General features: G+C 65.9%; 18 protein-coding genes. 12 read left to right on the top strand and 6 right to left on the bottom strand.

Annotation, left to right across the window (positions count from 1 at the left end):
• Window positions 1–31 precede the first annotated feature (31 nt).
• Window positions 32–994: a tripartite tricarboxylate transporter substrate binding protein gene (locus AC1D09_RS01485; RefSeq protein WP_477664471.1), complete on the bottom strand. Its 963-nt coding sequence runs from the start codon at window positions 992–994 to the stop codon at window positions 32–34.
• A gap of 86 nt (window positions 995–1080) precedes the next feature.
• Between AC1D09_RS01485 and AC1D09_RS01480 the strand changes: the two genes are divergently transcribed.
• Window positions 1081–1974, top strand: coding sequence for a LysR family transcriptional regulator (locus AC1D09_RS01480; protein WP_477664470.1), 894 nt, complete (start codon window positions 1081–1083; stop codon window positions 1972–1974).
• 93 nt (window positions 1975–2067) lie between these two features.
• Here AC1D09_RS01480 and AC1D09_RS01475 read toward each other — a convergent pair whose 3' ends face one another.
• A complete protein-coding gene (locus AC1D09_RS01475; protein WP_477664469.1) occupies window positions 2068–3198 on the bottom strand; it encodes an ABC transporter substrate-binding protein in 1131 nt (376 codons plus the stop codon).
• 161 nt (window positions 3199–3359) lie between these two features.
• A complete protein-coding gene (locus AC1D09_RS01470) occupies window positions 3360–4514 on the bottom strand; it encodes an ABC transporter substrate-binding protein (protein ID WP_477664468.1) in 1155 nt (384 codons plus the stop codon).
• A gap of 49 nt (window positions 4515–4563) precedes the next feature.
• Between AC1D09_RS01470 and AC1D09_RS01465 the strand changes: the two genes are divergently transcribed.
• The 8 genes from AC1D09_RS01465 to AC1D09_RS01430 are packed head-to-tail and all read left to right on the top strand — an operon-like array spanning window position 4564 to window position 12753.
• On the top strand, window positions 4564–6693 hold the full coding sequence (locus AC1D09_RS01465) for a molybdopterin-containing oxidoreductase family protein (RefSeq protein ID WP_477664467.1): 2130 nt from the start codon (window positions 4564–4566) through the stop codon (window positions 6691–6693).
• 8 nt (window positions 6694–6701) lie between these two features.
• Window positions 6702–7817, top strand: coding sequence for an aminopeptidase (locus tag AC1D09_RS01460; RefSeq protein ID WP_477664466.1), 1116 nt, complete (start codon window positions 6702–6704; stop codon window positions 7815–7817).
• A complete protein-coding gene (locus tag AC1D09_RS01455) occupies window positions 7810–8142 on the top strand; it encodes a polyhydroxyalkanoic acid system family protein (protein ID WP_477664465.1) in 333 nt (110 codons plus the stop codon). The genes AC1D09_RS01460 and AC1D09_RS01455 overlap by 8 nt, the downstream gene beginning before the upstream one ends.
• 19 nt (window positions 8143–8161) lie before the next feature.
• Entirely contained in the window at window positions 8162–9127 is a 966-nt protein-coding gene (locus tag AC1D09_RS01450; RefSeq protein ID WP_477664464.1) for a LysR family transcriptional regulator, read from the top strand.
• A 36-nt stretch (window positions 9128–9163) separates the two neighbouring features.
• Complete coding sequence (locus tag AC1D09_RS01445; RefSeq protein ID WP_477664463.1) at window positions 9164–10405, top strand: CaiB/BaiF CoA transferase family protein; 1242 nt, start codon at window positions 9164–9166, stop codon at window positions 10403–10405.
• A complete protein-coding gene (locus AC1D09_RS01440) occupies window positions 10402–11352 on the top strand; it encodes a hydroxymethylglutaryl-CoA lyase (RefSeq protein ID WP_477664462.1) in 951 nt (316 codons plus the stop codon). The genes AC1D09_RS01445 and AC1D09_RS01440 overlap by 4 nt, the downstream gene beginning before the upstream one ends.
• Entirely contained in the window at window positions 11349–11741 is a 393-nt protein-coding gene (locus tag AC1D09_RS01435; RefSeq protein ID WP_477664461.1) for a VOC family protein, read from the top strand. Before AC1D09_RS01440 ends, AC1D09_RS01435 begins: the two co-directional genes overlap by 4 nt.
• A gap of 37 nt (window positions 11742–11778) precedes the next feature.
• Window positions 11779–12753, top strand: a complete 975-nt coding sequence (locus tag AC1D09_RS01430; protein WP_477664460.1) for a Bug family tripartite tricarboxylate transporter substrate binding protein — start codon at window positions 11779–11781, stop codon at window positions 12751–12753.
• Between the two features lie 89 nt (window positions 12754–12842).
• Here the strand turns inward: AC1D09_RS01430 and AC1D09_RS01425 are convergent, their stop codons facing one another.
• A complete protein-coding gene (locus tag AC1D09_RS01425) occupies window positions 12843–13097 on the bottom strand; it encodes an acyl-CoA-binding protein (protein WP_477664459.1) in 255 nt (84 codons plus the stop codon).
• Between the two features lie 143 nt (window positions 13098–13240).
• Between AC1D09_RS01425 and AC1D09_RS01420 the strand changes: the two genes are divergently transcribed.
• Entirely contained in the window at window positions 13241–14770 is a 1530-nt protein-coding gene (locus AC1D09_RS01420) for a wax ester/triacylglycerol synthase family O-acyltransferase (protein WP_477664458.1), read from the top strand.
• Window positions 14771–14900: 130 nt separating this feature from the next.
• On the top strand, window positions 14901–15767 hold the full coding sequence (locus AC1D09_RS01415; RefSeq protein ID WP_477664457.1) for a HEAT repeat domain-containing protein: 867 nt from the start codon (window positions 14901–14903) through the stop codon (window positions 15765–15767).
• Between the two features lie 16 nt (window positions 15768–15783).
• Here AC1D09_RS01415 and AC1D09_RS01410 read toward each other — a convergent pair whose 3' ends face one another.
• Complete coding sequence (locus tag AC1D09_RS01410) at window positions 15784–16551, bottom strand: type III pantothenate kinase (protein ID WP_477664456.1); 768 nt, start codon at window positions 16549–16551, stop codon at window positions 15784–15786.
• Window positions 16552–16634: 83 nt separating this feature from the next.
• Entirely contained in the window at window positions 16635–17303 is a 669-nt protein-coding gene (locus AC1D09_RS01405) for a helix-turn-helix transcriptional regulator (protein WP_074575918.1), read from the bottom strand.
• Between the two features lie 90 nt (window positions 17304–17393).
• On the opposite strand from AC1D09_RS01405, the gene AC1D09_RS01400 reads away from it, so the two are divergent.
• Window positions 17394–18695 carry a sensor histidine kinase gene (locus tag AC1D09_RS01400; RefSeq protein WP_477664455.1) on the top strand — a complete coding sequence of 434 codons (1302 nt, stop codon included), beginning with the start codon at window positions 17394–17396 and terminating at the stop codon, window positions 18693–18695.
• Window positions 18696–18744 lie beyond the last annotated feature (49 nt).

Raw genomic sequence — 18744 nt, 5'->3', positions numbered from 1 at the left:
TGTAGCTGGATGCGTGGGTGGACCCGGGAATTCAGTCTTCCTTCATGTTGGCGGCCTTGGCGATCGGGCCGAGCCTGGCCTTCTCACCCGCCAGGAATTTGCTGAAGTCGGCGCGGCTGCCGTTGACCGGGTCTATGCCCTGCGGGATCAGGCGGGCGCGCAGTTCCGGGGACTTGAGCGCCGCATTGATCGCGCCATTCATTTTTTCCAGGATGTCTTCCGGCGTGCCGCGTGGGGCAAACACACCGGACCAGTGGCCGATGAACACATTGGGGTAGCCCTGCTCTTCGGCGGTCGGCAGATCCGGCAGTGCCGCAATGCGGCGGTTCCAGGTCGACGCGATGGCGCGCAGCTTGCCGCCCTTGACCTGCGGCAGGACCACCACGCTGGCTTCGGAGGTGGCGTCGACCTGCTTGCCGATCACGGCCACCATGCCCTCCGAGCCGCTCTTGTAGGGAATCACCTCAAGCTTCGCGCCGGACTTGAGCTTGAGCATCTCGGCGACGAAGTGCGGCGTGCTCCCGGTGCCGGCGGTTGAAAAGTTCAATCCGCGGCCCGTTTTTGCCGCGGCTAACAAGCCCTTGAGGTCCTTGATCGGCGAGTCGGCGGACACCACGATGACCGACGGGCTGACCGCCATCATGGCCACGGGCACCAGGTCTTCTTCCTTGTAGGGCATTTTGGTCTTGATCAGCGCATTGGTGATCACGCCGCCGGCAGGTGTCAGGAAGGTATAGCCATCGGGCAAGGCCTTGGCCACCAAGTCGGCGCCCAGCACCGAGCCCGCGCCCGGCTTGTTTTCCACAATGATGGGTTGGCCCAGTTGTTTCGACGCCGCCTCCGCCACGGCGCGGGCCACCAGATCGTTGGCGCCGCCTGGGCCGAAGGGCACGACGAAGCGGATGGGCCGGGACGGCCAGGTATCGGCCATTGCCGACAGTGCGGTGGCGGCCAGTGCAAGGGCCACGGCAAGACGGGGAAGTAGGTGTTTCATGGGCAACGGCAGCGTCGATTGAAGAGAAAGCGATGCTAGATGGGGCACAATCATTTGTACATTGCAACTTTCTGACCGATTAGTGCATGAAACGGATCAATTTCGGGCTGGACGAGCTCCAGGCTTTTGTGGCGGTCGCCGAAAAGGCCAGTTTCAGGGTGGCGGCAGAAGACCTGTCCATTTCTCCGCCGGCCCTCAGCCGCCGCATCGACAAGCTGGAGGCGACGCTCGGCAGCCGCCTGCTGGACCGCACCACCCGCCGCGTGTCCCTGACCAACGTGGGGCGGCAGTTCCTGGAGGAGGCGCGCGCCGCCCTCAACGGCCTCGAAGATGCCGTGCTCAGGCTGGCGGACAACGCCAGCTTGCGGCGCGGCCAGGTGACGGTTGCCTGCCTGCCGTCGGTGGCACACCACCTGCTGCCCGGCGTGCTCAAGCGCTTTGCCGACCGGTTTCCCAGCGTCCGGATCAAGGTGGTGGATGAGAGCGCCAATGCGGTGCTGACCAGCGTGCTGTCCGGCGATGCGGACTTCGGTGTGAATTTCGTGGGCGTGCAGGAGCCCGAGATCCGTTTTGAGGCCCTGCGGCAGGAAGACTACGTGCTGGTCATGCCGCGCGACCACCCCTGGGCGCTTCGTGAATCGATCACCTGGGAAGAGCTGGCTGATGAAAAGATGGTGGCTTTGTCGCGCCAAAGCGGCAACCGGCTGCTGCTGGACAGCGTCCTTTCAAGCCTGCGCCGGCCGCCCAGCGCCTTTTACGAAGTCAACCACGTGACGGGTGCACTCGCGCTGGTGGAAGCCGGGCTGGGGCTGGCGGCGCTGCCGGGCCTGTCATTGCCGCAAACACATGCCACGCTCAAGGGGGTTGCGCTGGTCGAGCCCGGCATCCACCGCCTGCTGGGGCTGATTGCGCGCAAAGACCGGCCTTTGCAGCCGGCTGCGGCCATGCTGTATGGGATGTTGAAAGAGCTGGCCAGATGAGAGCCGCTCACAATGCCCGCGCCCAAAAGAAAACGCCTGACAGAGTCAGGCGTTTTTCATGCGGGCCGCTGCGGGGCCGGGGAGTCAAATACTTCAGGTCCTCACGCGGCCGTCACCCGTCAGCATGGACAGCTCCACAAAGCTGGAGGCCACGTGATCCGTCGCCGAGAAGGTCACGGAGAAACCGCCCAGTGACTGGCTGCCCATACCCTCCAGGCCGGCGATCAGCGACTCGCGGCTGACCTTTGCGGCCCCGCCGCGCTTGAGCCCGTCCACAAAGACCTTGGCGGCCACATAACCCTCCATGCTGGAGAAATTGACCTGGGCATTGCCCGCCGTCTTGGCCGCATCGACGAACTCGCGCGCGATGAGGCGGGCCGTGTTGTAGGGCGAGGGCATGACCTGCGAGACCACCACGCCCGCGCCGTCCTTGCCGAGTTCGTCGGCCAGCGCCTGCGTGCCGACAAAGGACACGTTGTAAAAGGTGCCGCCGTAGCCGGCCTTGCGGGCCTCGCGGATAAAGGCCGCGCAGGCCTTGTAGGCGCCAATCTGCACCACCGCGTCGGGCCCGGCCGCGACCAGGGTCTTGACCGCGCCGGCCACATTCACCGTGTTGCGCTCCACCGTCGCCAGCGCCACCGGCTTGAGATTTTGCGCCGCCAGGGCCAGCGTGACGCCGTCCAGGCCGGCCTTGCCGTAGGCGTCGTTCTGGTAGAACACGGCGATTTTTTTCAGGCCCAGGCCGGTCAGCTGTTTGACGATGAGGCCGGTTTCGTCGTTGTACGAAGCGCGCACATGGAAGGCGTACTTGTTGAAGGGGTCGCGCAGCGCCATGGCGCCGGTGAAGGGGGCGAAAAACGGCATCTTGTCCTTGGTCGCCAGCGGCAGCGCGGCGATGCTGGTGGGCGTGCCTATGTAGCCGAACAGCGCGAACACGTCGTCGGCGATCAGCTTGCGGGTGTTTTCGGCGCAGCGCTCGGGCTCGTAGCCGTCGTCGAGATTGCGGATCTCAATGAGGCGCTTGCCGATGCCGCCCTGGGCGTTGACCTGGTCGAAATAGACCTTGGCACCCTGGTGGAACTGTATGCCCAGTTGCGCGGCCGGGCCGGTGAAGGCGGCGGACTGGCCCAGGATGATTTTGTCGGCCTGGGCATGGGCGACATTAAAGCCGGCCAGCGTGGAGGCGCCGGCCAGGATGGAAAATTTTCTGCGAGTGAGGTTCATCCCTCGATTCTCGCAACACAACTTACAGCCTGGTTACCCCCATTCGTAACAGTAGGAAAGCCTGTGCGATAGGTCACTACTTTGGGCTTACACGGAAGGCCGGCCGTCAGCAAATTGCCAGCTTTCCAAGGGAATAGCCCTATTCCCGGACCCGCCCGGCGCTATTCCCTGACCCGCCCCAACGCGTCGATCAGGCTGAGCTCGACCAGCTTGGAGCCCACGCGGTCGCCGTCGAAGTGGACACGAAAGCCGCCCAGGTTCAGGTCCTGCAGGCTGTCCAGCGCCTTGCGCAGCTTGGCCCGGGTCGGGTCCTTGCCGGCCCTGCGCAGGGCTTCGGTGTAAGTCCAGGCGGCGATATAGCCTTCCAGCATGTAGACATTGGACTTGCCGAGCTTGGCCGCCAGCGCATCGGCCTGCATTTCGCGCACCAGCACGCTTTTGGCGTTGTCCGACTTGGGCGTCACGCGCACCACCACCACGCCGGCACCGGCCGCGCCCAGCTGTTCGGCCAGCAGGCTTTCACCGGTGCTCGAAAAACCGTAGATAGGCCCGCGAAAGCCCTTGGCGCGCAGGTCGCGTATCGCATTGGCCGCGCCCGAGGCGTCGCTGATCACCAGCACCGATTCCGGTTTTTTGGCCAGCACCTGGTCCACGCTGGTGGCCACGCTGCCGCCCGAAAGCGCTGACTTGGCCACCAGGTTGGCACCCAGGCCGCCCATGGTGCGCTCGGCCGAATCCAGCGCCGCGAGCGACTCCGGGTCCTTGCCGTGCAGGATGGCCAGCTTGCGCATGCCCAGGGTCTCGGCGTGGCGCGTGATCATCGCGGCCTCTTCGGAATAGCCGGGCCGCACCGAATAGACATTCGGGTAGAGCGAGCCGCGCAGCTCGTCGGCGCCGGCCATGGGCGCGAACAGCAGGATGTCCGTGTCCTTGAGCAGCGGATTGACGGCGGTGACCTGCGGCGAGCCGTAGTAGCCGAATAAAGAGAACACCTTCTGGTCCAGCAGCTTCTTGGTGTTGGCCACCGTGGTGTCGGGGTTGCCCATGTCGTCCAGCGTGGTGAGCTCTATCTTGCGGCCGTTGACGCCGCCGCCCGCGTTGACCCGATCGAAATAAAGCCGCGCGCCCTGTGCGAAAGGCAGGGCCAGCGTGGCGCCGGGCCCGGTCATGGCCAGGGACTGGCCCAGGGTGACGGCGGTCTTGCTGACGCCGTCCTCGGCATTGACCCCTGCCGCGAGCAGGCCGGCCAGGGCCGCTACCATGGTGATTCTGGCGGCGGCGCGGAATGCCGGCATTCCGTTCATTGTTGTTGTCATGCTGTGTCTCCCCCGGGATGCGACGATCAAGCCAATATAAAGTTGAACCATGAGCAATACCATCAGCATCTCCCCTAGGACCGAGGCCAACCCTGACAACCGGCTGAAGCCGGGCGCCGTGCAGGTGCTGGGCGCCTGCCCGCACGACTGCCCCGACACCTGTTCGCTGCTGACCACGGTGGAGAACGGCATCGCCACCCGCGTGCAGGGCAACCCCGCGCATCCCCATACCGGCGGTGTGCTGTGCAACAAGGTTTCGCGCTACACCGAGCGCAGCTACCACCCCGAGCGCCTGCTGGGCCCGCTCAAGCGCAGCGGTCCCAAAGGCAGCGGGCAGTTCGAGCCGGTGAGTTGGGAGGCCGCGCTGGCCGACATCGCGGCGCGCCTCAAGGCCATCGCGGCGCGCGACCCCGAGGCCATCGTCCCCTACAGCTATGCCGGCACCATGGGCCAGGTGCAGGGCGAAAGCATGGCCGGGCGTTTCTTCAACCAGCTGGGCGCATCTTTCCTGGACCGCACCATCTGCTCCTCGGCCGGCGGCGAAGCCCTGGTGCAGACCCTGGGCGGCAAGGTCGGCATGCGGGTGGAGTTTTTCGCCGAATCCAAACTCATCATCATCTGGGGCAGCAACTCCATAGGCAGCAACCTGCATTTCTGGCGTTATGCGCAGCAGGCCAAGCGCGACGGCGCCAAACTCGTCTGCATAGACCCGCGCCGCAGCGAAACCGCCGAGAAATGCCATGAGCACATCGCGCTGCTGCCCGGCACCGACGCCGCGCTGGCGCTCGCGCTGATGCACGAACTCATCATCCACGACTGGCTGGACCACGACTACATCGCGCGCCACACCCTGGGCTGGGAAAGCCCGCAGGGCGGGCTGCGCGAACGTGCGCTGCAGTGGAGCCCCGAGCGCGCCGCCGCCGTCTGCGGCGTGCCGGCCGAGCAGATCCGATCGCTGGCCCGCGCCTGGGGTGAATGCATGGTGAACAGGCAACCGGCCGCCATACGCCTGAACTACGGCATGCAGCGCGTGCACGGCGGCGGCAACGCGGCCCGTGCCATCGCCTGCCTGCCCGCGCTCACGGGTGCCTGGCGGCACCGCGCCGGCGGCGTGCTGCTGAGCAGTTCGGGCCTGTTCCCGGTGGACAAGGCCGCGCTGCAGCGGCCCGAGCTGCTCAAGGGCCGGCAGCCGCGCACCATCAACATGAGCACCATAGGCAATGCGCTGCTGGCGCCTGCCTCGCCGCTGTTCGGCCCGAAGATCGAGGCCCTCATCGTCTACAACAGCAACCCGGTGGCGGTCGCCCCCGAGTCCGGCAAGGTGGTGCAGGGCTTTGCGCGCGAAGACCTGTTCACCGTGGTGCTCGAACACTTCCAGACCGACACCGCCGATTACGCCGACTACATCCTGCCGGCCACCACGCAGCTGGAGCACTGGGATGTGCACGGCGCCTACGGCCACACCGACGTGCTGCTGAACCGCCCGGCCATCGCGCCGCTGGGCCAGGCCAAACCCAACACCCAGATCTTTCGCGAGCTGGCGGCCCACATGGGATTTACCGATCCGTGTTTTTCCGACAGCGACGAGCAGTTGTGCCGCGCGGTGTTCGGCGACAAGGTCGACTTCCAGCAGCTGCTGGACAAGGGTTTTGCCACGCTGGACCTGCCAGACGCGCCCTTTGCCGAGGGCCGCTTCCCCACGGCCTCGGGCCGCTGCGAGTTTTTCAGCGCGCGGCTGGCGGCCGAAGGCGCCGACGGCCTGCCCGGCCATGTGCCCAACCATGAGGCGGCGGGCTCTTCCGCGCAGTTCCCGCTGGCCATGATCTCGCCGCCGGCGCGCAACTTCCTGAACTCCAGTTTCGTCAACGTCAAAAGCCTGCGCGACATCGAGGCCGAGCCGGTGCTGGAAATCCACGCCGACGATGCCGCTGCGCGCGGCATCACCACCGGCGCCATCGTCAAGGTGTTCAACCAGCGCGGCGAATACCGGGTCAAGGCCGAGGTCTCCGCGCGGGCCCGGCCCGGCGTGGTCAACGGCCTGGGCATCTGGTGGCGCAAGCTGGGCCTGGACGGCACCAACGTCAATGAACTCACCAGCCAGCAACTGACCGACATGGGCCGCGGCCCGGTGTTTTACGACTGCCTGGTGCAGGTGCAGCGCGAGGCGCAAGCCGCCTGAGCTTGCCCATGAAACGCGGCACGCTGAAGCGGACCCTGGCCGTGGCGCTGGCCGCGGCCCTGGGCCTGGCGGGCTGCGCCGACCTGGGCTACTACTGGCAGTCCGTCAGCGGCCATCTGCAGATGCTCAACGCGGCCCGGCCGGTGGACGAGTGGCTCAATGACACGCAGGCCTCCGGGCAGCTCAAAGACCGGCTGGCGCTGTCGCAGCGCATACGCAGCTTCGCCGTGAGCGAGCTCAAGCTGCCCGACAACCCCAGCTACCGGCGCTACGCCGACCTGCGCCGCAGCGCCGTGGTCTGGAACGTGGTGGCCGCGCCCGAGTTCTCGCTGACGCTCAAGACCTGGTGTTTCCCGGTCACGGGCTGCGTGGGCTACCGCGGCTACTTCAGCGAGGCCGAGGCGCGCGCCGAGGCCGACCGGCTGAAGGCGCAAGGACTGGAAACCAGCGTCTACGGCGTGCCCGCCTATTCCACGCTGGGCTGGATGAACTGGGCCGGCGGCGACCCGCTGCTCAACACCTTCATCGGCTACCCGGAAGGCGAACTCGCGCGACTGATCTTCCATGAACTCGCGCACCAGGTGGTCTACGCCAAAGACGACACCATGTTCAACGAGTCCTTCGCCACCGCCGTGGAGCGCATGGGCAGCCAGCGCTGGCTGGACAGCGAGGCCGCCCACGGCAACGATAAAGCCCGCCAGGATTACCTCCAGTTTGACGGCCGGCGCCGGCAGTTCCGCGCGCTGGCGCTGGCCACGCGGCTGGAACTGGCCGCAATCTACGAGCAGAAGCCGGCGACGGATGCCGACAAAGCCGTGCAGGCGGCCTCCAAAGCCCGGGCCTTCGCGCGCTTTCGCGAGGACTACGCCGCACTCAAGGCCTCCTGGGGCGGTTTCGCGGGCTACGACCCCTGGGCGGCGCGCGCCAACAACGCGGCTTTCGGCGCGCAGGCCGCCTATGATGAACTGGTGCCCGGCTTCGAGACACTGTTCGAGCGCGAGGGCCGCGACTGGCAACGGTTTTATGATGCGGTGAAAAGGCTGGCCGGCCTGCCCAAGGAAGAACGGCGCAAGGCGCTTAAGACGAACAACACGGACAACAACACGGAGACGATCAATGGCTGACATCCACATCCAGCGCGAACACAGCCTGGGCCTTGCCGAGGCACGCAAAATTGCCTTCAAGTGGGCCGAGCAGGTCGAAGAAAAGTTCGACATGGAATGCACCTACGAAGAGGGCAAGACCGAAGACCTCGTGAGCTTCACCCGCTCGGGCGTCAGCGGCACGCTGGTGGTCACCAAAGACAGCTTCGACCTGAACGCCAAGCTCGGCTTCCTGCTGGGCGCGTTCAAGGACAAGATCGAAGGCGAGATCGTGAAAAACCTGGACACGCTGATCGCGAAAAAGCCCGCTGCAAAAAAGGCGGCCGCCAAAAAGAAGGTCGCCTGAAAATCGAAGGGCGCGGCCCGTGAGCTACAACCTCGCCCGCTTCGACCTGGTGTCCGTGCGCCTGGCCGTGGCTTGCGCCCAGACCGGCAGCCTGACCGCGGCGGCGCGCGATTCGCACCTGGCGCTGGCCGCGGCCAGCCGGCGCATACGCGAACTCGAGGACGCCCTGGGCGAAGCCCTGTTCGAGCGCCACGCGCGCGGCCTGCTGCCCACGGCGGCCGGCCGCGTATTCGTCAAGCACGGCCTGACCCTGCTGCAGACCATGGAGCAGCTGGGCGGCGAGCTGGCCGACCTGAGGCGCGGCATCGCGCGCCACATACGCCTGTGCGCCAGCAGCGCCGCCATCAGCCAGTTCTTGCCACCGCTGCTCGCGCGCTACGGCGAGCTGCAACCGCAGGTGCACATAGACCTCGAAGAGCAGGTGTCCGAGGCCGTGGTGGCCACCCTGCGCGAAGGCCGGGCCGACGCGGCGGTGTTTGTCGAGGGGCCGGACACCACGGGGCTGGACACGCGCCTCTTTCGCGAGGACGAGCTGGTGCTGATACTGCCGGCCGGCCATGCGCTGGCGCGCAGCAAGGCGCCGCTGGCCTTTGCAGACACGCTCGACGAGGAATGGATCAGCCTGACGGCCGGTGCCGCCATGCTGCAAAAGCAGCAGCAGGCCGCGCTGGCCGCGAACCGGCCGCTGAAACTGCGCATGCAGGTGCGCAGCTTCGACGCGGTATGCCATATGGTGGCCTCGGGCCTGGGCGTGGCCGTGCTGCCCAAAGGTGCCACGCTGCCCCTCATCAAAAGCATGAAGCTGGGCTGGCGGCCGCTGGCCGATGCCTGGGCCAGGCGCCGCCTGCTCGCGGCCACCATGGCGGGCCAGCCCGACGCGGCCATCACGGCGCTGGTGGATTTCCTGGTGGCGCCTGTTGGGCCTGGGAGGTCGAAAGGCGCCCTGCCTTCGCAAAATGCGAAAGCCAGGGGCCCAAAGCGGTAATGGACGCGGCAGGCCCCGGGCGGCACACTGCCGGCCATGGCCTCCACTGAAACTTCCCCTCCCGCCCCCACCGCCGCCGGCCCGCTCGCCGGCCTCAAGGTACTGGAGCTGGGCCAGCTGATCGCCGGGCCCTTTGCCGCCAAGACACTGGCGGACTTCGGCGCCGACATCATCAAGATCGAAACCCCGGGCGCGGGCGACCCGCTGCGCAAATGGCGTTTGCTCAAGGATGGCACTTCCGTGTGGTGGCAGGTGCAGTCGCGCAACAAGCGCTCGGTGGCGCTGGACCTCAAAAGCCCCGAGGCGCAGGACATCGTGCGCCGGCTGGCGCTTGACGCCGACGTGCTGATCGAAAACTTCCGCCCCGGCGCCATGGAAGGCTGGGGCCTGGGCCCTGAAGAACTGCTGGCGCTGAACCCGCGCCTCATCATGCTGCGCATCAGCGGCTACGGCCAGACCGGCCCCTACCGCGACAAGCCGGGCTTCGGCGTGGTGGCCGAGGCCATGAGCGGCCTGCGCCACCTGACGGCCGAACCGGGCCGCGTGCCTGTGCGCGTCGGCGTGAGCATTGGCGACACGCTGGCCGCGCTGCACGGCGTGATCGGCATCCTGCTGGCCATGCAGGAGCGCCAGCGCTCCGGCAAGGGCCAGGTGATCGACGTGGCCCTCTACGAAGCGGTGTTCAACTGCATGGAAAGCCTGCTGCCCGAATACAGCGCGTTCGGCGCGGTGCGCGGTGCGGCCGGCAGCGCCCTGCCCGGCATCGCGCCCAGCAATGCCTACCTCTGCAAGGACGGGGGCTACGCGCTGGTGGCCGGTAACGGCGACAGCATTTTCAAGCGCCTCATGGCCACCATAGGCCGGGGCGACCTGGGCAGCGACCCGGCGCTGGCCGACAACGCCGGCCGTGTGGCGCGCGTGGAAGAAATCGACGCTGCCATAGGCCGGTGGACGGCAGGCCTCACGGTGGACGAGGTGCTGGCGGCGCTCGACAAGGTGTCGGTGCCCGCGGGCCGCATCTACACCGTGGCCGACATCGCGGCCGACCCGCACTACCAGGCGCGCGGCATGCTCGACGAAGTGCGCATGGACGACGGCAGCGTCCTGGCCGTACCCGGCATCGTGCCCAAGCTCTCGCGCACGCCGGGCGGCCACCGCCGCAATGCGCCGCAGGTGGGACAGGACACCGATGCGGTGCTGCGCGAAATGGGACTTTCTGCCGAGCAGATCCAGGCGCTCAAGGACAAGGGCATCGTGGCCGGGAAGGACGCAACATGAAAAAGCGCATCTTTTTTAACGAGGTTGCCACGCGCGATGGCTTCCAGATCGAACCCAACTTCATCGCGACCGACGACAAGGTCGCGCTGGTCGACGCGCTGAGCGGCTGCGGCTACGCCAAGATCGAGGTGACCTCTTTCACCTCGCCCAAGGCCATTCCCATGCTGCGCGACGCCGAGGAAGTGATGGGCCGCATACGCCGCGCGCCCGGCGTGGAATACACCGTGCTGGTGCCCAACCTGCGCGGGGCAGAACGCGCGCTGGAGTCGCGCGCCGACGAGCTCAACCTGGTGATGTCGGTCTCGGAAACCCACAACCTGGCCAATCTGCGCATGCCGCGCGAGAAAAGTTTTGCCGCGCTGTCCGACGTGATTCGCCACGTGGACGGCCGCACGCCCATCAATATCTCGCTCTCATGTTGTTTCGGCTGCCCCATGGAGGGCGAGGTGGCCGAGGAAGAGGTGCTGCGCTGGAGCGAGCGTTTTGCCGCTTTCGGCGCAGACCGCGTGCGCGGCCTCACGATTTGCGACACCACGGGCATGGCGCACCCGGCGCAAGTCAGCCGCATGGTCGAGGTGCTGCTGCAGCGTTTTGCCGGCCTGCAGCTGACGCTGCACTTTCACAACACGCGCGGCATGGGCCTGGCCAATGTGCTGGCCGCGGTGCAAGGCGGCATCACGCGCTTTGACGGCTCGCTGGGCGGCCTGGGCGGCTGCCCTTACGCGCCCGGCGCCAGCGGCAATATCAGCAGCGAGGACGCCATCCACATGCTGGACGCCATGGGCTACGACACCGGCATGGACATCTCACGGCTGCTGGAAGTGGCGCGGCAAATGCCGGCCATCGTCGGCCATGAAGTCCCCGGCCAGGTCGCCAAGGCCGGCCGCATCAGCGACCTGCATGCGCCGCCGCCCTATGTGGCGGAACTTCGGGAGGCATCCAGATGATCAGCCATCTCGACCACCTGGTGCTGACCACGTCGGACGAAGCGGCCTGCGTGGACTTCTACACCCGCGTGCTGGGCATGGCGCTGGAAACCTTCACCGGCGGCACGCCGCCCGTGGAGCGCAAGGCCTTTAAATTCGGCAGCCAGAAGATCAACCTGCACGTCAAGGGCCGTGAGTTCGAACCCAAGGCCCATTTGCCGGTGCCGGGTGCGCTGGACCTGTGTTTTCTGGCCGGCGTCCCCCTTGCCGAGGTGATCACCCGCCTTGAGCGCGAGCGCTGGCCAGTGATCGAAGGCCCCGTGCTGCGCACGGGCGCCACGCAAAAAATCCGCTCGGTCTATGTGCGCGATCCCGACCTCAATTTGATAGAGATTTCCGAACCTGCCTGAAAACGGCAAGCCTACAACTACGACTGGAGACAAGACCATGACTTTCATTTCCCGCAGGACACTGCTGACCGTCGCCGGGCTCAGCACCGCCGCCTGGCTGAATCCGGTGCGCGCGCAGCTCGCCGGCAAGCCCATCACGCTGGTGGTGCCCACGGCGGCCGGCGGCACCACCGACATCGCGGCGCGCATGCTGGCCGAACCGCTGGGCAAGATTTTGCAGACCTCGGTGGTGGTGGACAACCGCGGCGGCGGCAACGGCAACATCGCCGGCCAGCTGGTGGCGCGCGGCCCGGCCGACGGCAGCAGCCTGCTGGTGCAGTATTCGGGCTACCAGTGCATCACGCCGCTGATCCAGCCGGTGCCGGGTTTTGACCCGGCCACCAGCCTCAAGCCCCTGGGCCACCTGATCGACGCGCCGCAGCTGCTGGTGGTGCGCGGCAACTTCCCGGCCGACAACTTCGCGGACTTCCTCAAGTACGTCAAGGCCAACCCGGGCAAGGTCAACTACGCCTCCAGCGGCAACGGCTCGCTGCAGCACGTGACCACCGAGCTGCTCAAGGACCTGACCAAGACCTTTATGGTGCACATCCCCTACCGAGGCACCGGCCCGGCGCTGACCGACCTGCTGGCCGGCACGGTGGACTTCACCATCACCACGCCGCCGCCGCTGCTGCCGCACATACGCGCGGGCAAGCTCAAGGCGCTGATGGTGACCGGCCGCACACGCCTGGCCGCCCAGCCCAATGTGCCGACCGCCACCGAGGCCGGTGTGCCGCTGGTGGCCTCATCGTGGTTCGCGGTCTATGGGCCCACGGGCCTGTCCGCCGACCTGCAGGGCCGGCTCTCGCTGGCGATCAAGCAGGTGGTGGAATCGGAGAACTTCAAAAAGCGCGCCGAAGAGCAAGGCGCCAAGGCCGTGGTCATGAGCGGCGCCGAGCTGGCAGCCCTGGGTGACAGCGAACGCAAGATGTGGGGCCGCATTGTAAAGCTGGCCAATATCAAGGCAGACTGAAGCCGCCTACGGGCAACAAAAAAGCGGCACAGCCCCCACGCAGTTTGCGCCGGGGCTGTGCCGCTTTTTTCGTTCGAAACCGGAAGGCTTTAGCTCAGATCAGCAATCAGATCAATGTACTGCTGCATGGCATCGTCCTGCGAAGTGCCCTTAAGACTATTCCAGGCATCCCACTTGGCGCGCGCGACCATGTCGCCGAAGCCGGGTTTTTTGTCGGTGTTGTCGCCGCTGCTGCCTTGCTTGTAGAGCGCATAAATCTTCAGCAGCGTGGCGTTGTCAGGGCGCTCGCTGAGGTTTTTCGAATCGGCCATGGCTTTGTCGAATGCGGCTTTCAGGTCTGACATGAGGGATCTCCGTTTTTAGAAGTGGGTCACCAATGAGGTGCTTGGGGTAACTGCCCGGTATCTTAGCGAGGCCGTTCCCGCCAAAATAGGGAACTTACCCCATCCGGGGTGGATTCGCAGCAGTTTTGCATTTGGGAGTGTTCATGGTTACACGCGTTACCGCCCAGGCCGCCGGCCGGAAAGTGGCAAAAAACGTCCAGAAGAACGTCAAGCGGGCCGTCTCGGGAACCCTGGGCATTTCAGGGGAACGCATGAGCAAGGTCGACACGGCCTGGCTGCGCATGGACAACGATGCCAACCTCATGATGATCGTGGGCGTGTGGCAGCTGGCACCCGGCGTCAAGCACGCGGCGGTCTGCGAACGTATTGAAAACAGCCTGCTCAAGTACGACCGCTTCAAGCAGCGCGTAATGGAAGACGCGGCCGGCGCCACCTGGGTGATGGACCGCAATTTCGACCTGGCCAACCATGTGGTGGCCGAGAAACTGCCGAAATCGGCCAACCAGGAGCAGGCCCTGCAGGACCGTGTGGCCGAGCTGGCCACCCAGCGCCTGGACCCGAAACGCCCGCTGTGGCAGATCCACCTGATTGAGGACTACACCGGACCCGACGGCGTCAAGGGCAGCGCCATGATCGTGCGCATCCACCACTGCATCGCCGACGGCATCGCGCTGATTTCAGTGACCATGTCGCTGGTCGACGGCGGCGCGCCGCCGCCCGAGCGGCGCAAGAAGGCCGCCGCCGCGGGCCCGGAAGACTGGATCACCGATACCCTGCTCAAGCCCTTCACCGACATCACGGTCAAGGCGCTGGGTGCCGTGGGCGAAGGCGCGGCGCGTTCGCTGGGCATGCTGGGCGACCCGAAAAAAGGCATGGAGCAGGGCGTGAGCGGCTCTTTCGACATGGCCAAGGTGCTGTTCCAGCTGCTGTCCGACTCGGCCGCGCTGGCCCTGATGCCCGACGACTCCAAGACGCGGCTCAAGGGCAAGCCCGGCGGCGCCAAAAAAGTGGCCTGGTGCCAGCCGATTCCGCTGGACGAGGTCAAGGCCGTGGGCAAGGCGCTCAACTGCTCGATCAACGACGTGCTGCTCAGTTGCGTGGCCGGCGCCCTGGGCGAGTACCTGAAAACCTTTGGCGACGACGTGGCGGGCCAGGAAATCCGCGCCATGGTGCCGGTGAACCTGCGGCCCCTGGACCAGGCCCACAAGCTGGGCAACCGCTTCGGCCTGGTGCCGCTGGTGCTGCCCATAGGCATAGACAACCCGATCGAGCGCGTCTACGAGGTGCGCCGCCGCATGGCCGCGCTCAAGGGGAGCTACCAGCCGCTGCTGGCCTTCAGCCTGCTGGCGGTGGCAGGCCTGCTCATCAAGCCGGCGCAGGACATGATGCTCAACCTGTTCGCCAAAAAAACCACGGCGGTCATGACCAATGTGCCGGGCCCGCGCGAGAAGCTCAAGTTCTGCGGCTCCACGCTGGAACAAAGCATGTTCTGGGTGCCGCAGTCGGGCGACATGGGCCTGGGCGTTTCCATCCTGAGCTACGGCGGCGGCGTGCAGTTCGGCGTGATCACCGATAGCACGCTGTGCCCGGAGCCGCAGCGCATCATCGACGAGTTTGTGCCCGAGTTCGCCAAGCTTTCGATCGTGACGCTGATGCTGCCTTGGGGCGAGTAATATTCCGGGAGGCGGCGAGGGTCTGCGGTTCTCCGCTGCAAAACCTTCGCCACGGCCGCCGCGCCATTGCCGGAGATGCGGTCAGGGCCGGATTGCCATTTGAAATTCAATAACACCGAGGGAGAAGTACATGGGTTCGTCAGGTCGCGGCTTCAATCTGGCCATTTTTGCCTTCATCACCATTTTTACCTTGCCCTGCTGGGGACAGGCACCGGCCCCGGTTGAGCCGGCCAGCCCGCAACTGCTGGAGCATATTTATAAACAGATCGAGCAGCGTGAACGCCCCAGCCAGGTCTCGGGCTTCCCGGGCATATCGGCGGCGTCCAGTGCGGCGCTCGCTGCGATGGATTTCAGCACTACGCGCACCCAGCTGAGGAGACTTGGGCCCAAGGCGTATCCCCTGGCACCCCGCGTCGCGGATTTGCTGCTCAAGACCGAAAAAAACCAGTACGACCTGGCGTGGATACTGTTCGAGATGACTGTCCAGGAAGAGGACGTCCCAGCCACTGTCAACGGCGTTTTGGCCAGCTATCGGTCGGAATCAGGTGCCGGCAAGCTCGTCCAGCTCGCCAGGCTGGGCAAGATCCGGTCGGCCACGGTGGTGCCGGAGTTGCAGGCCGCCACAACGGATGCCTCTCCTCCTTCACGGCTCCTTGGCATCATCAGCCTGGGTTTCGCAGGCACTTCCTCACCCGACAAGGCCACCGGCACTTTGGCCAAAGCCCTGAGCGACACTGACAAGGTCAATCGCATGGCTGCAGCGAACTCCCTGAGATTGCTTGGCCCGCGCGCAGAAGCGGGCGCGCCTGCTCTCATCGAATACCTGAAAACCCGGGAGAACGTGTCCCTGGCGGCGGCTGCATTGAACCTGATGCCTATCGCCGCCGTCCGTCCGGCCAAAACCGAACTCGAAAACATACTGGGCGACGCCAGGCTGAGCGAATTCCAGAAAAGGGATGTGGCGAACCTGCTGGTGCGAATGGAAAACGAAAAATAGCAGAGGTCTGGGCGCTTTACGCCGCAAAGCGCCGCGAGGCAATCTCCAGCAGGCCGTCAAAAATCAGGCTGTCCACGAGTTCGAACTTCACCGACATGCTGGGCGCCATCTTCCAGCCCGCGCCGCCGGTCATGATGCACTCGGGCGTCTCGCCGCAGTGGCGCGTGATGTTTTCGACCATGCGCTGGACGGCGCCGGCAATCGCGAAGGTGCCGCCGCTGGTCAGCGCGTCGCTGGTGTTGGTGGGAAAGTCGCGCACCTCGCCGGTGGGCACATGCAGGCCGGCCGTGCCGGACTCGAGCGCGCGCAGCATGATGCCGTGGCCCGGCAGGATGATGCCGCCCAGAAATTTGCCGGAGGCGTCTATGGCCTCGACGGTGACCGCGGTGCCCACCATGACGACCACACAGGGCTTGTGCACGCCGCGCGCCAGCAGGCGGTGGCGCGCCCCAATGATGGCGACCCAGCGGTCGGCGCCCAGGCGGGCCGGGTGGTCGTAGCCGTTGCTCACGCCGGCCTCCTGCGGGCTGGAGACCACCCAGCGCGGCGCAACGTCCCAGAGTTCCATCTGCTCGGCCACACGCCGCTTGATGGCGTCGCCGGCGACGATGCAGCCCAGGGTGCGCGAAGGGATGGGCAGGCCGTTCCACTCCTCCTCCGCAAGCCTGTCGATGTTCTCCAGGAACACCGCCCCCTGTGCCAGCAGTTTGGCGCCGGCCGCGGGCGCCTCGTACTGGGCCCATTTCAGGCGGGTGTTACCCACATCAAGCGCTAGGAAGGTCATTTGGCGGATTATGAACAGGTTTGGCGCCGCGCCCCGGCCGGCGGCCTAGGGGTTTCCAGTAGGGCTCTGGGCGAAATACCCGCTCAAATGAGGCCGAACCAGCAGGCGCGCTGGATGGCGGCCAGCTTGTTGTCGACCCTGAGCTTGGTCATGGCATTGGAGAGGTGGAAATTGACGGTGCGCTCGCTGCAGGCCAGCAGCTCGCCGCTTTCACGCGCCGTCATGCCCTGGAAGGCCAGGCTCAGGCACTCGAGTTCGCGCGGGCTCAGCGGGCTGCGCGCCTCGGCCAGCGCGCGCTTGAGCAGCGGCCAGATGTTGAGCGCCGACCAGGCCAGCAGGGCCGCCTCGCTGCGGTCGTGCCACTGGCGCGGGCTGAACAGGTAGCACTCGAAGGCGCGGCCCACGGTGAGCGGAAAGGCGATGCGCACCACGCTTTGGTAGCCATGGGCCAGCCAGAGCCGGCGCCAGCGGCCCAGGCTCTCGAAAGCCGATTTGGAGATATCCTGCCAGGCCACCAGGGGCGCATCGGAGTCGCGCCAGGGAGCGCCGAAATCGCGGCTTTCGGCCAGGGCCTCGGCCGCCTCGAGCAGGCGCGGCGGGTGGATGGCCAGCACCAGCCGGTCCTCCTGGCCCGCAAAAGGGTCGGGGCCCAGCACCATCAGGGCCTCGACCGAAAATTCGCGCAGGGCGCACAGCCAGTCGCTGATGACGCCATCGAGGCTCACGCTGTCAAAGTTGGCAGGTAATAGCATTAGCTTGACGGAAAAAGAACCAGGACAATACAGTCACATGTCAAATGCATCATCAGTCAGGTTCCCTGTTGTGCTGGAGAGATCTTTAAAGTGAGGAGCGCCCGCTTCCACGCGTGGCTGGCGCAGCGCCCCTTGCTCCAGTGGCTGCGCGAGGAGCTGGTACTCGCCCCGCTGGAGCCCATTTTGCATCCATCGCCGCGGCGTCTGTGGTGGCTGGGACTTTCTTTTTTTTCGGGCAATGCCCTGTTCGCCTGGATCTGGTCGGCCTGGCTGCCCCAGCCCTATGAAAACCTGCCCCTGCGCGTGATGGCCAGCCTGCTGGGCTACAGCCTGATGACGCGGCGCGTGAACCACGACCCGAGCAGCCGCCTGGCGCAAAGGGTGTTCGGCCTGGTGTTCTGGGTGGAACTGCCGGTGCTGTTCAGCTGGATGTACCTGTGCAACAGCGGCAGCACGGTGTGGCTGGCCACCATGGCGGCCATGGTGCTGATCTACTACCACGTGACCGACTGGCGCCTGGCCACGCTGGGCACCATCACGGGGGGCCTGCTGGCCTTCGGGGCCTTCATGGCCATCGGGCCCGCGGTTCCCTTGCTGCCGCCGGAGCAGCGCGCCGTCCATGCCGTGGTCTTTGCCTTTGCCTGGTCGATCGCGCTGGTGCTCAACCTCTCTTCGGCCAACCTGCGGCGCGAGCAACTCTCCAGCACGCTGACCACCATAGGCATCATGGCCCATGAACTTCGCACACCGCTGTCGACGGCGGCCCTGCTGGGCGACGCGATCCAGCTGGAGGTGCAGCGCCAGCCCGACAACCCGCGCGCGCAGCAGCTGGACAAGCTGGCGCTGCGCCTGCACGCCCTGGTGCGCAACATGAACCACCAGATCGACACCCAGATTGCCAATGCCAAGCTGCTGCAGCTGCCGCGCTACACCGAGCGGGTATGGGCCAGCAAGGTGGTGCAGGACGTTGTGGTGGCCTATCCCTACCAGTCGAGCCGCCAGCGCGACTGTGTCAAGGTCATCATTCATGACGATTTCAGTTTCCGCTCTTCCGCCACCCAGTTTTCCCAGGTGCTGGACAACCTGATCAAGAACGCCCTGCACTCCCTGATGGCGGCCGACTCGAAATACCCGGCCGGCGCGCTGCGCATCGAGGTGGGCCATTCGCAGTATCGCGGCCGCATTATCGTGGCGGACGAGGGCATGGGCATAGACGCCGCCTTGCTGCCGCAGATTTTCAAGCCTTTTTTCTCCAGCAACCGCGGCACCGGCCACGGCCTGGGTTTGGCGTTTTGCCAGCAAGTGGTACAAAGTGCAGGCGGCAACATTCATGTGAAATCCGAGTTTGCCGTGGGCGCCGTTTTTACCATTGAACTGCCCATGGCGCCCTGATGCCCCTGAAAGCCTGTTTGCGACTTTGTACGACTGCTTTTGACAACCC

The sequence above is a fragment of the Polaromonas sp. P1_A2 genome (assembly GCF_056406895.1).
Note: the sequence above shows the minus strand (reverse complement) of the source record. Positions and strands in the feature narration are given on the sequence as shown.